Genomic DNA, 16,658 nt, shown 5'->3' with positions numbered 1-16,658 from the left:
TTTTGCACGGACTGTCCTGAAAACGGGCATCACCTTTTGACACGAAGCTGTGAGGCTTTCAGGACCGCGGGTGAGTACGGTCGTAAACTTCCATCAGTCTGGCGGTGTCAACGGCGGTGTAGGCCTGAGTGGTGGACAGTGACGCGTGCCCGAGCAGTTCCTGGATGGCGCGCAGGTCACCACCAGCGTTCAGAAGGTGTGTCGCAAAGCTGTGCCGCATCGCGTGAGGCGTGGCACTGGATGGCAGGCCCAGCTGCATCCGCGCGCGTGCCATAACTTTCTGGATTGCTCCCGCAGACAATGCGCCGCCCCGGACACCGCGAAAGAGCGCCGTGTCCGGATCCTGCGTCCAGGGACAGACCCTGACATAAGCATCAACGGCTGCGCGGGCCGCAGGCAGTACGGGGACCAGCCGTTCTTTGCCGCCTTTGCCGGTGATCCGCAGGCTGTCGGGCAGGGGGGCGTCCGCGCCTTTCAGCGACAGGGCCTCGGAGATCCGGAGGCCGCATCCCCAGAGCAGGGTCACCACGGCCACGTCCCGTGCCGCTACCCAGGGAGTACCTGACTGAAGCTCAATGGCGTCGATCAGGCTCCGCGCTGCATCCTCGGCCAGCGGTCGCGGAAGTTTGTTGCGGAATTTGGGCGCCCGGACAGACAGAACCGCTGTGGGCTCAAACCCCTCTCGCTCGGCAAGCCAGCGGTAAAACACCTTCACCGCGGACAATTTGCGTGCCAGAGACCGCGGGCTGACGCCCGAGGACCGGGAATGCGCCATCCAGGACCGCATGTCGGTCAATGACACCGAGGCCAGCGCGCGCAGTCCCTGGGGCTCGGCTTTATGCGCCGTGATAAAGCTGAGAAATTCGACTACATCTCCGCGATAGGCGGTCAGTGTATTTTCGGCCGCCCCTTTCAGGGCCTGCTGGTGGGTCAGCCAGGTTTCCAGCGCGTCGCGTGCTGCCGGGCTGATCAGGGTCATGACAGCCAGCGTCGCATGATCCGTTCAAAGACACCCGCAAAGAACAACAGCAGATCGGTGCCCTGCTGCGGACCGAACATATGCGGATCCTCGGCACCCAGCACCAGCATACCAGGCAACCGGCCCGGTCCGAAATCAAGCTTGAGGCAGGCCTCTGAGCGGATATATCCATCTTTGTCGCCATAGAGCCCACCGGGATCGCCCTGTATCTGGCGCAGGGTCACCTGACGGGTGCTGCCGGTGCGTCCCTGTGACAGATAACCGGCGATGAAGCCCGGTTCGGAAAGGCTCAGTATATCGCCCAGTTGATCGAGGTCCGGAACCTCATCGGCGTGATCCGTTTCCAGTACCAGGCGCACCAGATCAACGCGCAGGATTTCGGCAACCTCGCCACCGAGGTCCCTGAGGAAGTCCTCAAAACCCGTCGGATCCAGCATCCGAAGAATGGCGCGGTGTATCTGGTTGGTCCCTGCAAGGTTCTCATAGGCAGCGGCAATCACCGAACGGTGTGTGTCCTCAAGCCGGTCGAGCCGGGCTTCCAGGCGTTCCATGGCGATGCCGCGCATGTCGATGATGTTGGCACCCATGGCCTTTTCATTGGCCGTAACCAGTGCGCTCATCACGTCCTTGTCGTCCAGAATGACGTCTGGTTGCGAGATAATGGCCGCACGCAGTGCGTCCTCGATCTTTGGTTTGGTTGTCATCTGCTGCCCGGTTTTTTGTTTTGTCGGCTTATAGCACGCGGCATAAAAAAAATCTGCCACGAATTCAGAGAATTTCGCCATGGCAGATTTTCTGTGGCAAGTCTGCGCCGCGTGAACGGCGCAGCAGTTCAGAGAATATTCTGGCCGGTTTTTGCCCAGTCCGCCATGAACTGCTCGAGGCCTTTGTCCGTCAGCGGGTGCGTGGCCAGCTTGCGGATCACCTCGGGCGGAGCGGTCATCACGTCTGCGCCAATCAGGGCTGCTTCCTGCACATGGTTGACCGAGCGGATCGACGCCGCAAGGATTTCTGTCTCAAATCCATAGTTGTCATAGATCGTACGGATGTCCTGGATCAGGTCCATCCCATCGAGATTGATGTCATCGAGCCGTCCGATAAAGGGGCTGATGAAAGACGCGCCGGCTTTGGCGGCCAGCAGCGCCTGATTGGCCGAGAAACACAGGGTGACGTTGACCATTTTGCCTTCGCCGGACAGGACCTTGCAGGCTTTGAGACCGTCCCATGTCAGAGGCAGCTTCACAGTGATGTTTTCGGCAATTTCTGCCAGTTTGCGGCCCTCGGCGATCATTGCATCGGCTTCCAGTGCCACGACCTCGGCGCTGACGGGGCCGGTGACGATGTCGCAGATCTCTTTCGTGACCTCCAGAATGTCGCGACCGGATTTGAGGATAAGCGAAGGGTTGGTTGTGACGCCGTCTACCATGCCCAGATCGTTGAGTTCGCTGATGGCCTGCGTGTCGGCGGTGTCGACAAAGAATTTCATCGGGTGCTCCCTTTGGTCTCAGATGTGAACGCTAACATGTTTCGTCTTGTGCTTGGCTTTACCGCATGATCTGCCATGCTTAAACCCGAAAATGCCATTTCAGCCGGAGCCTGCACGGTGAGCCTGCCTGAATTCTATGACCAGGGCGCACTTGTGGCCGTTCTGACAACCCAGCCGCTGGGGCGGGCGCTCGACTATCGTGCGCCCGAGGGCGGATGTCGTCCGGGGGCCTATGTCGAAGTGCCGCTCGGGCCACGCAAGGTTCTGGGTGTTGTCTGGGGGCCGGGCCAGGGGGATTACGACCTTTCAAAAATCAGATCGGTCAGCCGTGTGCTGGATGCGGCGCCAATGCGGGATGAGATGCGCGTTTTTCTCGAGCGTGCCGCAGAATACACGCTGACGCCGATGCCGGCGATGCTGCGGCTGGCGACGCGCGCACCCGGCCTTGGTGATCCGCCATCGATGCGCCGGGTTTACCGGCGTGGCGCGGCGGAACCCGACAAGATGACCGCTGCACGCCGCAAGGTTCTGGGGGCGCTGGCGGAATATGGTGATCTGTCCTTTACACTGCGGGAGCTGGCGGAGATGGCCGGGGTCGGCACATCGGTTGTCAAAGGCCTGGTCCGCCAGGGCGCCGTTCTGGAAGAGGACAGCCCCCGCGATCTGCCGTTTGCCCGTCTGAACCCCGAGTTGCCGGGCAAAGATCTGACAGATGATCAGCAGGCGGGTGCCACGCAGCTCGCCGAAGCCGTCAGATCGGAAAAATACGGAACCACATTGTTGCGCGGTGTGACAGGGTCGGGCAAAACAGAGGTCTATCTGGAAGCCGTTGCCGCCGCCCTGCGGGCCGGACGTCAGGCGCTGGTGTTGTTGCCGGAAATCGCTCTGACGGCAGAATTTCTGACCCGTGTTGAGGAACGTTTCGGGGCACGGCCGGCCGAGTGGCACTCGGGTGCCACCATGACAGAGCGCCGCCGTATCTGGCGCATGGTAAGCGAAGGGCAGGCGCAGCTGGTGATCGGTGCACGTTCGGCGCTGTTTTTGCCCTATCAGAACCTTGGCCTGGTCGTCGTCGATGAAGAACATGATACCTCTTACAAGCAGGAAGAGGGGGTTCTGTACAATGCCCGTGACATGGCGGTGCTGCGGGCGTCGATCTGTGACGCGCATGTTGTGCTGGCCTCAGCCACGCCCTCGCTTGAGACCTGGGCCAACGCCGAAGCAGGCAAATACACCCGGCTGGACCTGCCATCGCGGTTCGGTCCAGCAGTGATGCCGGAGATGCGGGCGATTGATATGCGCGCCGAAACGCTGCCGTCGAACCGCTGGGTATCGGATACACTCCGTCAGGCGGTTGAGCGGCGACTGGAGCGGGGCGAGCAGGCGATGCTGTTTATCAACCGCCGCGGCTATGCACCGATTACGCTTTGCCGTGCCTGCGGGCACCAGATCGGATGCGACCATTGTGATGCCCGCATGGTCGAACACCGGTTTCTGAAACGTCTGGTCTGCCATCAGTGCGGCGAGACAAAACCGATGCCTGATGCGTGTCCGTCGTGCGAGGTTGAGGGGCGGCTGGCGCCGGTGGGGCCGGGCGTTGAACGTCTGGGAGAGGAGGCAACGGCGCTGTTCCCCGAGGCGCGGATTGCCACGCTGAGCTCAGATATGTACGGAACCGCGCGCGCGCTGAAAGACGAAATCAGTGCAATTGCCGAGGGTGCTGCGGACATCATCATCGGCACCCAGCTGGTGGCCAAGGGCCATAATTTTCCTTCGCTGACACTGGTGGGGGTAATTGACGCGGACCTCGGACTTCAGGGCTCTGATCTGCGTGCGGCTGAACGCACCTTTCAGCTGATGCGTCAGGTGGCGGGCCGGGCAGGCAGGGCAGAGGCACCGGGAACCGCACTTTTGCAGACCTACCAGCCGGAGCATCCTGTGATCCGCGCGATCCTTGGCGGCGAGGAGGAGCGCTTCTGGTCTGCCGAAGCGCGCGAGCGTGAAGCAGCGGGTGTCCCACCCTATGGACGTATGGCAGGCATCATCCTCAGCGGCACGGACGTGGCGCAGGTATTTGATGCCGGTAACCTTCTCGCGCGGCAGGACAGGTCGCTGCGCGCAATCGGAGCGCAGGTTTTCGGTCCGGCACCTGCGCCCATCGCCCGCGTCCGGGGTCGCCACAGAGTCCGGCTGCTGGTCAAGGCGGAAAAATCAGCGCCACTGCAGCAGGCGCTGAGCAGCTGGATTGCGCAGCTGCGGCTGCGGGGAGATCTGCGGGTTGCCGTGGATATTGACCCGCAGAGCTTCTACTGAAGGGCTGGCCTTTCCCGGTTGCGGAAAAAGAAACCGGTCCGCGCAACGCGGTAATTCCGGCGCCCGGGCAGGACTGGCAGAGCTCATGTGCGCTCAGACACAGATTTGTGGCTCGCCAAGGCCGGTGCAAAGAGCATAGAGAGAGACATGGCCCGTTTCGTCCGCCTTGAAGATGCAAAAGACCTGCCGCTCTGGCGCCGGCCGGTTGCTTTGCTGTTCCTGATGTCTCTGGCGATGCCCATAGCCTTCAACACGTGGTCTGCGCTGCTCAACAATTTTGTCATCGAAGCGGCGGACTTTGACGGTGGCGATATTGGGTTGCTGCATACCGTGCGGGAGATACCGGGGTTTTTCGCGGTGGGTGTCATTGCGATCATCATTTTCATGCGCGAGCAGGTACTCGGGCTGATCTCGCTGGTGCTGCTGGGGGCCGCAACGGCTGTAACCGCGTGGTTTCCGTCGATGGCGGGAATTCTGACCATCACAATGCTCAGTTCCGTCGGTTTTCATTATTATGAGACGGTCAACCAGTCGCTGCAGCTGCAATGGCTCAGCAAAAAAGAAGCGCCGCGTGTTCTCGGCTGGCTGCTGGCCGCCGGATCTGCGGCGACACTGGTGGCGTATCTGGCAATCATGGCGCTCTGGGACTCGCTGGGGCTGACATACAATACAGTCTACATGATCGGTGGTGGCGTTACGGTTCTGATCGCGGTTTTCGCGATGGCGGCGTATCCGCAGTTCGAAGCCCCAAATCCGCAGATCAAAAGAATGGTCCTGCGGCGGCGGTACTGGCTCTACTATGCGCTGCAGTTCATGTCGGGGGCGCGCCGGCAAATCTTTGTCGTTTTCGCGGGCTTCATGATGGTCGAGAAATTCGGTTACGAAGTGCATGAAATCACCACGCTTTATCTGATCAATCTTGTGGTCAATATCGCCGTTGCCCCGCTGCTGGGCCGCGCGGTCGGATACTTTGGTGAGCGGCGCACGCTGGGGTTTGAGTATATCGGGCTTGTCACTGTGTTTTTGTGCTATGGCGGCGTTTATTACCTTGGCTGGGGTGTTGTCGTAGCGGCGACACTTTACGTCATCGACCATATTTTCTTTGGTCTCGCACTGGCGCTGAAAACGTACTTTCAGAAAATCGCAGATCCGGGCGACATCGCTCCAACGGCGGCGGTCGCCTTTACCATCAATCACATTGCTGCGGTTTTCCTGCCGGTGCTGCTGGGACTGTTGTGGCTGGCCTCTCCTGCTGCCGTCTTCTTCCTTGCCGCAGGTATGGCCGGCGTTTCCTTTGTGCTGGCAATGATGATTCCGCGCCACCCCGAGAAAGGGAATGAGACCATTTTTGCCCGCTACGTCGCCGCACCCGCGGAATGAGTGAGGGGCGGTTTCTGACCGGATCGACCATGGGTCATGTGGTGCGGATGACGGCGACAGGGGCCTTCGGCATCACCTTCGTATTCCTCGTGGACGCGGCGAACCTCTTCTGGATTGCCCGGCTCGGCGATCCGACGCTTGTCGCGGCCATCGGGTTTGCTTTTGCCATTCAGTTCTTTTCGGTTTCCTCCGGTGTCGGGCTGATGATTGCCGCGACGGCAATGGTGTCGCGCAGCATTGGTGCGGGACAACGGCAGGAGGCGCGTGTTCAGGCGGGGGCAGCGATGGTCATGGCCGTGACGTTTCAGGCCATTGTTGCCATGCTGATTGTCGTGTTCCGGCATGACCTGGTTGCCATGGCCGGGGCAACGGGCGAGACCGCCAGGCTTGCGGCACGGTATCTCGCAATCACGATCCCCTCGCTCCTGCCGATGGCCATCGGGCTGATCTGCTCCGGTGTGCTGCGTGCCGACGGACATGGCGCGCGGGCCATGTATATCACGCTGATCTCGGGCGCCTTGCTGATGAGCACGGATCCGGTGCTGATCTTCTGGCTTGGCTGGGGCCTTGACGGGGCGGCGATCGGCCTCGTGGCGTTTCGGTTTGCCTTGCTGGTGCTTGGGCTCTGGTTCGCTGCGCGACAGTTCGACCTGATCGCACTGCCGGATGCGTCTTCGGTGCGCCGGGTGCTGCCGGTTTATGTGGCTGTTGCGCTGCCGGCAGTCGCCACCCAGATGGCGACCCCTGTGGGCAACTACCTGCTGACAATGGTGATTGCGCCCTTCGGCGATGATGCGGTTGCGGCCTGGGCAGTGGTCGGTCGTCTGACTGTTGTCGCTTTTGGCGGCATTTTTGCGCTTGCAGCGTCCATCGGAGGCATATTCGGGCAGAACTTCGGCGCGGGTCAGTATGACCGCCTGCGCAGCACCTATCGCGATGCGCTGATCTTCTGCGCGCTTTATACCCTGACCGCCTGGGCACTGCTGTTTGCCGCGACGCCTCTGGTGATCGACTGGTTTGATCTGGCAGGGCAGGGCGCTGTTGTACTGCGGGCCTTCACGCATGCGGGCGTTGGTGCGTTCCTCTTTCTGGGCGCGTTGTTTGTATCCAATGCGGCGTTCAATGCGCTGGGCAGGCCATTGCGTTCGACTGCCCTGAACTGGATCAAGGAAGGTGTCGTCACTCTGCCGGTTGCACTGCTGCTGGCAGGCCTCGTCGGAGCGCCCGGTGTCATTTACGGGCAGGCGCTGGCCGGTGTGCTTGTCGGGACCTTTGCAGCGGTCTGGGGCTGGCGGTTTGTCTGTGGCCTGAGAGACGTGCCGACGGTCGTGCTTGACGCCGCCCCGATACGGCCCTACGCGAACCCGGACAGATACCGGAGACGATAATGCCCACATACACAGCGCTCACCACACTGCCCGGAAAGGCCGCGGCCGAAAAGCTGGGTGAGGCCATGGAGAACCTGATCCCCGAACCAACGGGTGTCGGTGTTTTCGAGCTTGAGGATGGTTCGGGCCTCTGGGAGGTCGGTGGTTATTTCACGCAAAGCCCGGATGAAACAGCGCTGATGCTGCTGGCGACGGCGCTGGGTGCGAACGCCTTCGTCGTATCTGAACTGCCGGAAACGGACTGGGTCGCCCATGTGCGCCGCGAACTGGCGCCGGTGGAGGCAGGGCGCTTCTTTGTTTACGGCAGCCATGATGCCGAAAAGGTGCCGGACGGGGTGGAGCCTCTGCTGATTGAGGCGGCAATGGCTTTTGGCACAGGACATCATGGAACGACGCTGGGCTGTCTGCGCGCGCTGGACCGCCTGTCAGAGGGCGGTTTTACCGGCCACAACGTTGCCGATATCGGGTGCGGTACTGCCGTACTGGCCATGGCCGCGGCGCGGATATGGCCCGAAACAGTGCTGGCCAGCGATATTGATGAGGTCGCCGTCGAAGTGGCGCGCAGCAATGCTGCTGCCAACGGGCTGGCCGACAGAATCCGCTGTGTCGAGGCGGCGGGTTTCGATCATCCGGAACTGAAGGGGGCAGCGCCCTTTGACCTGGTGTTCGCAAACATCCTCAAGGGCCCGCTGTTGGCTCTGGCACCTGATATGGCGATGCACCTGAAAACAGGGGGATACGCGATTCTGTCCGGAATTCTGAATGAGCAGGCTGACGAGGTCATCGATGTTTATTCACAGGCCGGGATCAATCTGGTGCACCGCGAAGAGATTGTTGACTGGACAACGCTTACCCTCGGTAGAATCGCGCCATAATTGCCTGATTTTGGCCACATTCGGCCGTTTTGCCTTGATCCGGACACATTCCATTAGCATCTTGTTAACGATCCGGTGGGGGCCTGATCGTCAGGAGAGTGTAGTGTCGGATTCATACGCTCAGTTTGAAAAACGCATTAACGCCGTTGCGGACAAGCACGCACGGCTCGCCGGTGGCTACACGGCACAGGTTGGCAACGACGGGCTCATCACGCTTGTGCCCGCGCGCAGGCGCACCTACACCCGCCTTCGGGTTTTTGCCGCCATTGTGTTCGGGTTCTTCCTGTTTAAGTCGCTTGCGATCACGCTGACCGGTCCGCTGGCCTATGCCGGGCGCATAGAGGCCATGGCGGCAGGTACGCAGTTTGAACAGATCGGTGCGTGGATTATGCAGATTGGCCCGGTCTCCGAGTTTCTTTCTCTGGCGATGATCCGGCTTTTCTCCTGACAGAACTGAACGTGGGGGTTTGTACGGGATGCGGCCCTGGTCGTTCCCGGTTGTGTGCGCGGGTGTCTGCAACAGCGCCCGATTGGTAAAAAAGCCGCTCCTTCCTGCCGGAAGGGGCGGCTTTTCTGTTCGTGGTTCTGATCCGGTTGCGGACCAGAGTAAGATCAGCGGATCAGGGTATTCTGAGCTACGCCGTCGATGTCGGCGCGGCTCAGGCCGATGTCTTCGAGTTCACGGTCGGTGAGGCCGGACAGCGCATTGCGTGTCACGCGGGAATCGTTCCACGCGATAACAGCTGCAACGGCAGCGTTGATCATGCTGAAGAAACGGCTTGCGATCGTGGCGGAGCCGTAGTGGGTGCGGGATGTGTCAAAAGTAGCCATGTGAGCCGTCCTTTAATCTGAATGTTGACCGGTCATGCCGGTGTGTTGTGAGGGGCAGATAGGACCTGCCCGTTTTTTCGGCAAGATGTGAAAACGCATGGTCGCTATGCAATTTCTGCATGGGTCAGTTGTTGGTTAACTACACGTAAACAAATGGAAAATCAGGCCCGGGAAAAACGTCGCAAACAGACGGTTTTCCGGCGTTTCTGGTCCGAAATCAGCATATCTTCAGCGACCGACCTTCTTTTTGTCGGAAAAGGCTGCCTGATAATGAAGCGCTTTGCGGATGTTCGCGTTTCGTGCTAATGCATAAAAAACGAATTAAACAGGCTGGGCAGCGCTTATGACACGGGTGATCGGTATCGATCCGGGGCTCCGGAACCTCGGGTGGGGGATCATTGATGTGTCGGGCAGCCGACTCACCCATGTCGCCAACGGTGTCTGCCAGTCAACTGGCGCTGATCTGGCGATGCGCCTTCTTTCTCTGTACGAACAGCTGACACTTGTTGTCGCGCAATGGGCGCCGCAGGCAGCAGCCGTCGAGCAGACGTTTGTAAACAAGGATGGCGCAGGTACGCTCAAACTGGGTCAGGCGCGGGGCATAGCCATGCTTGTCCCTGCGCAGGCCGGCCTGGCCGTTGGCGAATATGCCCCCAACAGTGTGAAAAAGACGGTCGTCGGCGTGGGGCATGCTGACAAGGCGCAGGTGCTGCATATGGTGCAGATGCAACTGCCCGGTGCCCGGATCGCCGGCCCGGATGCAGCTGACGCCCTCGCGATTGCCATCTGTCACGCGCACCATGCCCGTGCGCCCGGCGTGGAGACCGCCATTGCGCGGGCCCGCGCATGATCGGCAGAATTGCCGGCCGCATCGATTATCGCGCCGCCGATCACGTCCTGATCGACGTGCGCGGTGTGGGATATCTTGTGTACTGCTCCGAACGGACCCTGGCCGCCCTGCCGGGCGCGGGCGGGCACACGGCACTTTTCACGGATCTGGTGGTGCGCGAGGACCTGTTGCAGCTGTTCGGGTTCACGACGCTGGTGGAAAAGGAATGGCACCGGCTCCTGACCTCCGTCCAGGGTGTCGGCGCAAAGGCGTCTCTGGCCATTCTGGGCACGCTGGGGCCGGACGGGGTCAGCCGCGCCATCGCACTGGGCGACTGGAATGCGGTCAAAGCGGCAAAAGGTGTTGGGCCAAAAATTGCGCAGCGCGTCGTGCTTGATCTCAAGGACAAGGCGCCGGCGGTGATGGCCATGGGAGGCACGGTTGCCGCAACATCCGGCACAGAACCGGAAGTAGTGATCGAGCCTGCAGAACCGGTTGTCGCGGCACAGGTACAGGAACACAATGCATCGGCGCAGGCCGAAGCCCTCTCTGCTCTTGGAAATCTGGGATACGCGCCGGGTGATGCCGCCGGCGCAGTGGCTCAGGCCGCAGGCGCTGATCCTGATGCGGGAACGCCCGATCTGATCCGTGCTGCGTTGAAACTTCTGGCACCCAAAGGGTAGAGTGCTGTGACACGCCCCGGGACACCCGATGACAGATATTGACCCCACCGTACGGCCAGAGCCGCTGCCCGAGGACCATGACCGCGCCCTGCGTCCGCAGATGCTGGATGAATTTGTCGGGCAGGCAGAGGCACGGGCCAATCTGAAGGTGTTCATCCAGTCCGCCCGGCAGCGCGAAGAAGCGATGGATCATACGCTCTTTCACGGGCCGCCGGGGCTGGGAAAAACGACGCTTGCGCAGATCATGGCACGCGAGCTTGGCGTAAACTTCCGCATGACGTCCGGGCCGGTGCTGGCCCGAGCCGGCGACCTGGCGGCGATCCTGACCAATCTCGAAGCCCGCGATGTACTTTTCATCGATGAAATTCACCGGCTGAACCCGGCTGTCGAGGAAGTGCTCTACCCGGCGCTTGAGGATTTTGAGCTTGATCTGGTGATCGGCGAGGGGCCGGCCGCGCGCACAGTCCGCATTGAACTGCAGCCCTTTACGCTCGTGGGGGCCACAACGCGGATGGGTCTGCTGACGACCCCTTTGCGGGATCGTTTCGGCATCCCGACCCGCCTGCAGTTCTATACCGAGGACGAGCTTTTTGTGATCGTCGAACGCAATGCCCGCAAACTGGGCGCCCCAGCGGATGAGGCGGGTGCGCGCGAGATAGCCCGCCGCGCGCGGGGTACGCCACGGATCGCCGGGCGTCTGCTGCGCCGGGTGGTGGATTTCGCTGTGGTGGAAGGCGACGGTCGGGTGACCCGGGCGCTGGCAGATATGGCGCTGACGCGGCTGGGGGTGGATAATATCGGCCTCGATGGTGCCGACCGGCGGTATCTGCAGCTGATCGCCGAAAACTATGCTGGCGGGCCTGTGGGGATCGAGACGCTGAGTGCAGCGCTGAGCGAGAGCCGGGACGCGCTGGAAGAAGTTATTGAGCCCTTTCTGCTGCAACAGGGGCTGATCCAGCGGACGCCACGCGGGCGGATGCTGGCGCAGAAAGGCTGGAGCCATCTGGGGCTTGCGCCACCAAAGCCGCAGTCCGATCTGTTTGGTGGCTGAGCGGGCGGCGCGCTGCCTTTGGCGGGGAATTTTTGGACCAGAAGAAACGGATGATGAGGACAGAAGAAACCGAAGCGCTTTTTACGCGCAGTGATGGCAGCTATGCTTTCGCCCGCTGGGGGCGGCCGGTGGCGCCGGTGGTGTTCGGTGTTACCGATGAGACGCTGAGCGTCGTCAAAGGCGCGCTCGAGGCGGTGATGGCACTCTGCGGGCACCAGATGGCCGAGACAGATCCCGAGCTGGGCAGCAATATGATGATCTTCTTTTTCCGGGAGTGGGATGAGCTGCCGGAAGTGCCTGGCCTCGATCGGCTGATCCATGATCTGGGGCCTCTGGTCGCGCGGCTGAAAGAGGCCGATGCCAATCAGTACCGGGTTTTCCATTTTGACGCCGCCGGCGCGATCAAAGCCTGTTTCGTGTTTCTGCGCATGGATGAAAACCTGGGGGCGGTGCCGGCAGAGACCCTGGCGCTGAGCCAGATCGTGCAGTCTGTTCTTCTGTGGTCGGATACGGCGTTCAGAAAAACGTCACCGCTGGCTGTTTCCGGCGACCGTACGATCCTGCGGCCCGCGATTGCAGCATTGCTGCGCGCGGCATACGATCCGGTGATGCCAGCCGTGGCAAATGACCCGTCGCACGCGCTGCGCCTGAGCGCGCGCCTGCAGGCCCCACGGCAGGCGTGCTGATATGCACCGGTTTCCGATACGTGTGTATTATGAAGACACCGATATGGCGGGCATCGTCTATTACGCAAACTACCTGCGTTTTATTGAACGGGCGCGCAGTGACTGGGTGCGTGAGATCGGAATAGATCAGCTGGAGATGAAGGCGGATGGCATCGTATTTGCAGTGCGCCGGGTCGAGGCGGATTATATCGCTTCAGCGCATTTTGACGATCAGCTTGAAGTCGTCACAACGATGACCCAGCTGACGCCCGCGCGGATGGTCATGTCGCAGAAGGTCCTGCGGGGCGCGGACATGATATTTGCAGCTGAAGTAACAATCGTTTGTATCGGTCCGGGCGGCAGGCCGGCCAGATTGCCAGCAAAACTCCGCCAGTTGCCTCTTCACCCGTCCACATGACGCCATAGTGATGGCAATCCGGCTTGCGCTGGGCTACACTCATCGCCAATCAAGGTCGGGAAAACCCGGCAACGCACCGGAACGGGCAAAGAGCAGGCACATGGAAGCAGAAACGCTGGCACTGGCGCATGAGATTGATTTCTCATTTTTCGGGTTGTTCGCCCGCGCCACTTTAATCGTAAAAATCGTGATGATCATGCTGATCGTGGCCTCTTTCTGGTCCTGGTCGATTATCGTTATGAAGCTGATGGTGTACCGCAAGGCGCGGGCCGAGGCGGCGGCTTTTGACAGGGCGTTCTGGTCCGGTGAGCCGCTGGATGGCCTCTTTGAGCAGATCGGCCCGGCACCATCGGGCAGTTCGGAAAAGATTTTCGCCGCGGGGATGACCGAATGGCAGCGCTCGCACCGCGAGGACGGCGGGCTGATTGCCGGCGCGACGGCGCGGATCGACCGGTCCATGGATGTGGCGATCAACAAAGAGGCGGACTATCTGCGCAATGGTCTGACGGTGCTTGCGACGGTCGGTTCCTCGACGCCTTTCATCGGCCTGTTTGGAACCGTGATCGGCATCATGAACGCCTTTATCGAAATTGCAGAGCAGCAGAATACAAATCTGGCCGTTGTGGCTCCGGGCATTGCCGAGGCTTTGCTGGCGACGGGGCTTGGCCTGCTGGCTGCGATCCCGGCAGTGATTTTCTATAACAAACTGAGCGCGGATGCAGACCGTATCCTGCATGGCTACGAATCCTTTGCGGATGAGTTCGCCACGATCCTCTCTCGTCAGCTGGACGGCTGAGCCATGGGGGCAGGGGTCATCCAGAAATCCGACGGAGGTGGTGGCAAACGGCGGCGGCGCACGACCCGTGCCCAGCCGATGGCAGAAATCAATGTCACACCCTTTGTGGACGTCATGCTGGTGCTGCTGATCATCTTTATGGTGGCCGCCCCGCTGCTGACGGTGGGGGTGCCGGTGGAACTGCCGAAGACCGCGGCAGGTGCGCTGCCGACCGATCAGGAAGAACCGCTTACGGTCACCGTGACGGCAGATGGCGCCATTCAGATCCAGACGACCGAAACCGCGCCGGGAGAGCTGGTGCCAAAGCTCCGCGCAATTTTTGCCGAGCGGACCTCGGACCGGGTCTTTCTGCGCGCAGATGGTGCTGTGCCTTACAGCCGGGTCATGGAAGTCATGGGCGCTCTGAATGCCGGTGGCTTTTCCAACATCGGTCTGGTCACAGATATCGGCGGGCCGACACTGGATGGCCGTGATGCGCCCGCAGGGGCGGATCAGTAGGCCGCGGCGGTGCATACCGGGCATTATATCTCCGGCGCGGGGCACCTTGTGTTGCTGGGCTGGCTCGCTTTTGGCGATGTCTTCGCCGCAGAGCCTCTGCCCTTTGAGATGACCGAGGTGGCGGTCATTTCCGGTGCGGAATACGCCGCACTTCTTGCCGCAAACGTGCCACCGCAGTCGGTAACGGACGTGGCCCAGCCTTCCAGTCCGGAGATTACGCCGGATGCGCCGGAAGTAGAGGTTGCACCGGATACGGAAACGGAGCTGCGCCAGCCTGAAGCTGCTGAAACACCTCAGACCGAAACACCTCCCGACGTGTCACAGATCACCCCGCCGCCACCCCGGGCGGACGTCAGTGATGAGGCACCTGTGCTGCCGCAGCCACCGGCCGATATCGCTGTGGATGCTCCCGATATTGCGGATGTCGCAGTGCCGCAGGCGGCAGACCGTGTGGCGCCCGAAGCCGTGGCACAGCCCGATCCCGAAGCACTGCCTGACCCCGTAGAGCAGGATGCAGTGGCGCAGGACGATACCGGTTCGGAGCAGCAGGAACCGGCTGATGCTACGGCACCGGAGGCCGCCGCGACAGAAATCGTGACCGAAGCGGAAAAACCTGCCACGACGATGACGACCTCGCTGCGCCCGCCTGCGCGCCCTCAGGCCCCGCCGGCACCGCAGCCTGCCGCTGCGCCCGCACCCGAAGCACCTGCTGCGCAGGATGCACCACGTGACGCGCTGGCGGATGCCATTGCCGAAGCGTCGAGCGCGCCGGCGACACCCAGCGGTCCGCCGCTGTCGTCGGGCGAAAAAGAGGCGCTGCGCGTCGCGGTTTCAAACTGCTGGAATGTGGGTTCGCTGTCGACCGATGCCTTGGGCACCACAGTCGTCGTGACCGTGTCGATGACACAGGATGGCAGGCCCGTGAACAGTTCGATCCGCATGGCCTCCAGTTCCGGCGGAAACGACACGGCAGCACGACAGGCATTTGAGGCCGCCCGCCGCGCGATTATCCGTTGCGGCGCACGCGGATTTGATCTGCCCGCTGAAAAGTATGGACAGTGGCAGGAAATTGAGATGACGTTCAATCCCGAAAGGATGCGTGTCAAATGAGAGTACTGGTAAATCTCCTTTTTGGTCTGCTCATCGCCATCACTGGCCCTGTTACGGTCGTTATGGCGCAGGGCAACGGGCCGCTTCGGATTGAGATCACCGAAGGTGTGATCGAACCGCTGCCCTTTGCGCTGCCGGTTTTTGAGGCTGAAAATGCAGAGGCGGGTGCGCTCTCTGCACAGATCAGCCAGGTCATCGCCGCCGACCTGAGCGGCACAGGTCTTTTTCGACAGATATCCCCCGATGCATTCATCAGCACGGTCAGCAGTTTTGCGGCGCCGGTGCAGTATGCCGACTGGAAAGCAATCAATGCGCAGGCGCTGATTACCGGGGCTGCGTCGGTCCAGGGCAACCAGCTGAATGTGAAATTCAGGCTTTATGATGTTTTCTCCGGCGCCGAGCTTGGATCGGGCCTGCAGTTTTCAGGCACACCTGATGGCTGGCGGCGTATCGCACACAAGGTGGCAGATGCGGTCTACAGCCGCATTACCGGCGAGGGCGGATACTTTGACAGCCGTGTGGTCTATGTCGCTGAAACCGGTCCCAAGGACGCCCGGCAGAAACGTCTGGCGGTCATGGATTACGATGGCGCGAATGTTCAGTACCTGACCGGGAATGATGACATCGTACTTGCGCCGCGCTTTTCGCCCGACGGGCGGCGTGTGCTCTATACCAGTTATGAAACCGGGTTTCCGCGGATTTATGTTCTGGATATCGCGTCTGTCCAGCGCCGCTCACTGGAAAGCCAGGAAGGCACGATGAGCTTTGCACCACGGTTTGCGCCCGACGGCGACCGGATCGTGTTTTCGCTCAGTCAGGGTGGCAACACGGACATCTACGCGATGAGCCTTGCAGGGGGGCAGGCAGTGCGTCTGACGTCCTCGCCCTCCATTGAGACAGCGCCGAGCTTCTCGCCGGATGGTAGCCAGATTGTCTTTGAAAGCGACCGGTCCGGGTCGCAACAGCTCTATATCATGCCGGCCACCGGCGGCGAGGCGCGGCGGATATCCTTTGGTCCGGGACGGTATGGCACGCCTGTGTGGTCGCCACGCGGTGATCTGGTGGCCTTCACCAAACAGAACAGTGGCCGTTTTCACATTGGTGTTATGCGCACGGACGGCTCTGAAGAGCGCCTTCTGACGGCGTCGTTCCTTGATGAGGGCCCGACATGGGCGCCCAATGGCCGTGTCATCATGTTTACCCGTGAAACGCAGGGGGCCAGCGGCCGTTCGTCGCTGTATTCTGTCGACATCACCGGTCGAAACCTGCGCCCTGTGAATACGCCTGAAGGCGGCTCTGATCCGTCATGGTCACCATTGCAGGAGTAGGCCAGCAGGCCGTTCCCAATCCGCACGA

Annotated in this window: 18 protein-coding genes; 14 read left to right on the top strand and 4 right to left on the bottom strand. The window is 61.2% G+C overall.

Annotation, left to right across the window (positions count from 1 at the left end):
* Nucleotides 1-58 precede the first annotated feature (58 nt).
* The 3 genes from Q0792_RS16350 to fsa form a co-directional block, all read right to left on the bottom strand.
* Nucleotides 59-979 carry a tyrosine recombinase XerC gene (locus Q0792_RS16350; protein ID WP_298843189.1) on the bottom strand — a complete coding sequence of 307 codons (921 nt, stop codon included), beginning with the start codon at nt 977-979 and terminating at the stop codon, nt 59-61.
* Nucleotides 976-1,683, bottom strand: a complete 708-nt coding sequence (locus Q0792_RS16345; protein ID WP_298843187.1) for a DUF484 family protein — start codon at nt 1,681-1,683, stop codon at nt 976-978. The genes Q0792_RS16350 and Q0792_RS16345 overlap by 4 nt, the downstream gene beginning before the upstream one ends.
* 128 nt (nt 1,684-1,811) lie before the next feature.
* On the bottom strand, nt 1,812-2,465 hold the full coding sequence (fsa, locus tag Q0792_RS16340; RefSeq protein ID WP_298843185.1) for a fructose-6-phosphate aldolase: 654 nt from the start codon (nt 2,463-2,465) through the stop codon (nt 1,812-1,814).
* A gap of 75 nt (nt 2,466-2,540) precedes the next feature.
* On the opposite strand from fsa, the gene Q0792_RS16335 reads away from it, so the two are divergent.
* The 5 genes from Q0792_RS16335 to Q0792_RS16315 all read left to right on the top strand — a co-directional run bounded on the left by Q0792_RS16335 (nt 2,541) and on the right by Q0792_RS16315 (nt 8,869).
* A complete protein-coding gene (locus tag Q0792_RS16335) occupies nt 2,541-4,778 on the top strand; it encodes a primosomal protein N' (RefSeq protein WP_298843182.1) in 2,238 nt (745 codons plus the stop codon).
* Between the two features lie 147 nt (nt 4,779-4,925).
* Complete coding sequence (locus Q0792_RS16330) at nt 4,926-6,158, top strand: MFS transporter (protein ID WP_298843179.1); 1,233 nt, start codon at nt 4,926-4,928, stop codon at nt 6,156-6,158.
* Nucleotides 6,155-7,546, top strand: coding sequence for an MATE family efflux transporter (locus Q0792_RS16325; RefSeq protein WP_298843175.1), 1,392 nt, complete (start codon nt 6,155-6,157; stop codon nt 7,544-7,546). The genes Q0792_RS16330 and Q0792_RS16325 overlap by 4 nt, the downstream gene beginning before the upstream one ends.
* On the top strand, nt 7,546-8,421 hold the full coding sequence (locus Q0792_RS16320) for a 50S ribosomal protein L11 methyltransferase (protein ID WP_298843172.1): 876 nt from the start codon (nt 7,546-7,548) through the stop codon (nt 8,419-8,421). Before Q0792_RS16325 ends, Q0792_RS16320 begins: the two co-directional genes overlap by 1 nt.
* Nucleotides 8,422-8,524: 103 nt before the next feature.
* Nucleotides 8,525-8,869: a hypothetical protein gene (locus tag Q0792_RS16315; protein WP_298843169.1), complete on the top strand. Its 345-nt coding sequence runs from the start codon at nt 8,525-8,527 to the stop codon at nt 8,867-8,869.
* A gap of 164 nt (nt 8,870-9,033) precedes the next feature.
* Here Q0792_RS16315 and Q0792_RS16310 read toward each other — a convergent pair whose 3' ends face one another.
* Nucleotides 9,034-9,252: a DUF1127 domain-containing protein gene (locus Q0792_RS16310; RefSeq protein WP_298843166.1), complete on the bottom strand. Its 219-nt coding sequence runs from the start codon at nt 9,250-9,252 to the stop codon at nt 9,034-9,036.
* A 343-nt stretch (nt 9,253-9,595) separates the two neighbouring features.
* On the opposite strand from Q0792_RS16310, the gene ruvC reads away from it, so the two are divergent.
* From ruvC to tolB, 9 genes are all read left to right on the top strand, one after another.
* Nucleotides 9,596-10,102, top strand: a complete 507-nt coding sequence (ruvC, locus tag Q0792_RS16305; RefSeq protein WP_298843163.1) for a crossover junction endodeoxyribonuclease RuvC — start codon at nt 9,596-9,598, stop codon at nt 10,100-10,102.
* Entirely contained in the window at nt 10,099-10,764 is a 666-nt protein-coding gene (gene ruvA / locus Q0792_RS16300) for a Holliday junction branch migration protein RuvA (RefSeq protein WP_298843160.1), read from the top strand. Before ruvC ends, ruvA begins: the two co-directional genes overlap by 4 nt.
* A gap of 28 nt (nt 10,765-10,792) precedes the next feature.
* Nucleotides 10,793-11,815, top strand: a complete 1,023-nt coding sequence (ruvB, locus tag Q0792_RS16295) for a Holliday junction branch migration DNA helicase RuvB (protein ID WP_298843157.1) — start codon at nt 10,793-10,795, stop codon at nt 11,813-11,815.
* A 53-nt stretch (nt 11,816-11,868) separates the two neighbouring features.
* Nucleotides 11,869-12,501: a hypothetical protein gene (locus tag Q0792_RS16290; protein WP_298843841.1), complete on the top strand. Its 633-nt coding sequence runs from the start codon at nt 11,869-11,871 to the stop codon at nt 12,499-12,501.
* A gap of 1 nt (nt 12,502) precedes the next feature.
* A complete protein-coding gene (gene ybgC / locus Q0792_RS16285) occupies nt 12,503-12,898 on the top strand; it encodes a tol-pal system-associated acyl-CoA thioesterase (RefSeq protein ID WP_298843154.1) in 396 nt (131 codons plus the stop codon).
* 100 nt (nt 12,899-12,998) lie between these two features.
* Complete coding sequence (gene tolQ, locus Q0792_RS16280) at nt 12,999-13,694, top strand: protein TolQ (protein WP_298843151.1); 696 nt, start codon at nt 12,999-13,001, stop codon at nt 13,692-13,694.
* Between the two features lie 3 nt (nt 13,695-13,697).
* The gene (gene tolR, locus Q0792_RS16275) at nt 13,698-14,192 is read left to right on the top strand and encodes a protein TolR (protein ID WP_298843148.1); all 495 of its coding nucleotides are present in this window, start codon (nt 13,698-13,700) and stop codon (nt 14,190-14,192) included.
* 9 nt (nt 14,193-14,201) lie between these two features.
* Nucleotides 14,202-15,302, top strand: coding sequence for an energy transducer TonB (locus tag Q0792_RS16270; protein ID WP_298843145.1), 1,101 nt, complete (start codon nt 14,202-14,204; stop codon nt 15,300-15,302).
* A gap of 62 nt (nt 15,303-15,364) precedes the next feature.
* Entirely contained in the window at nt 15,365-16,630 is a 1,266-nt protein-coding gene (gene tolB, locus Q0792_RS16265) for a Tol-Pal system beta propeller repeat protein TolB (RefSeq protein ID WP_298843838.1), read from the top strand.
* The last annotated feature ends 28 nt before the right edge of the window (nt 16,631-16,658 follow it).

The organism is uncultured Roseobacter sp. (assembly GCF_947495025.1).
Lineage (GTDB): Bacteria > Pseudomonadota > Alphaproteobacteria > Rhodobacterales > Rhodobacteraceae > Roseobacter.
Note: the sequence above shows the minus strand (reverse complement) of the source record. Positions and strands in the feature narration are given on the sequence as shown.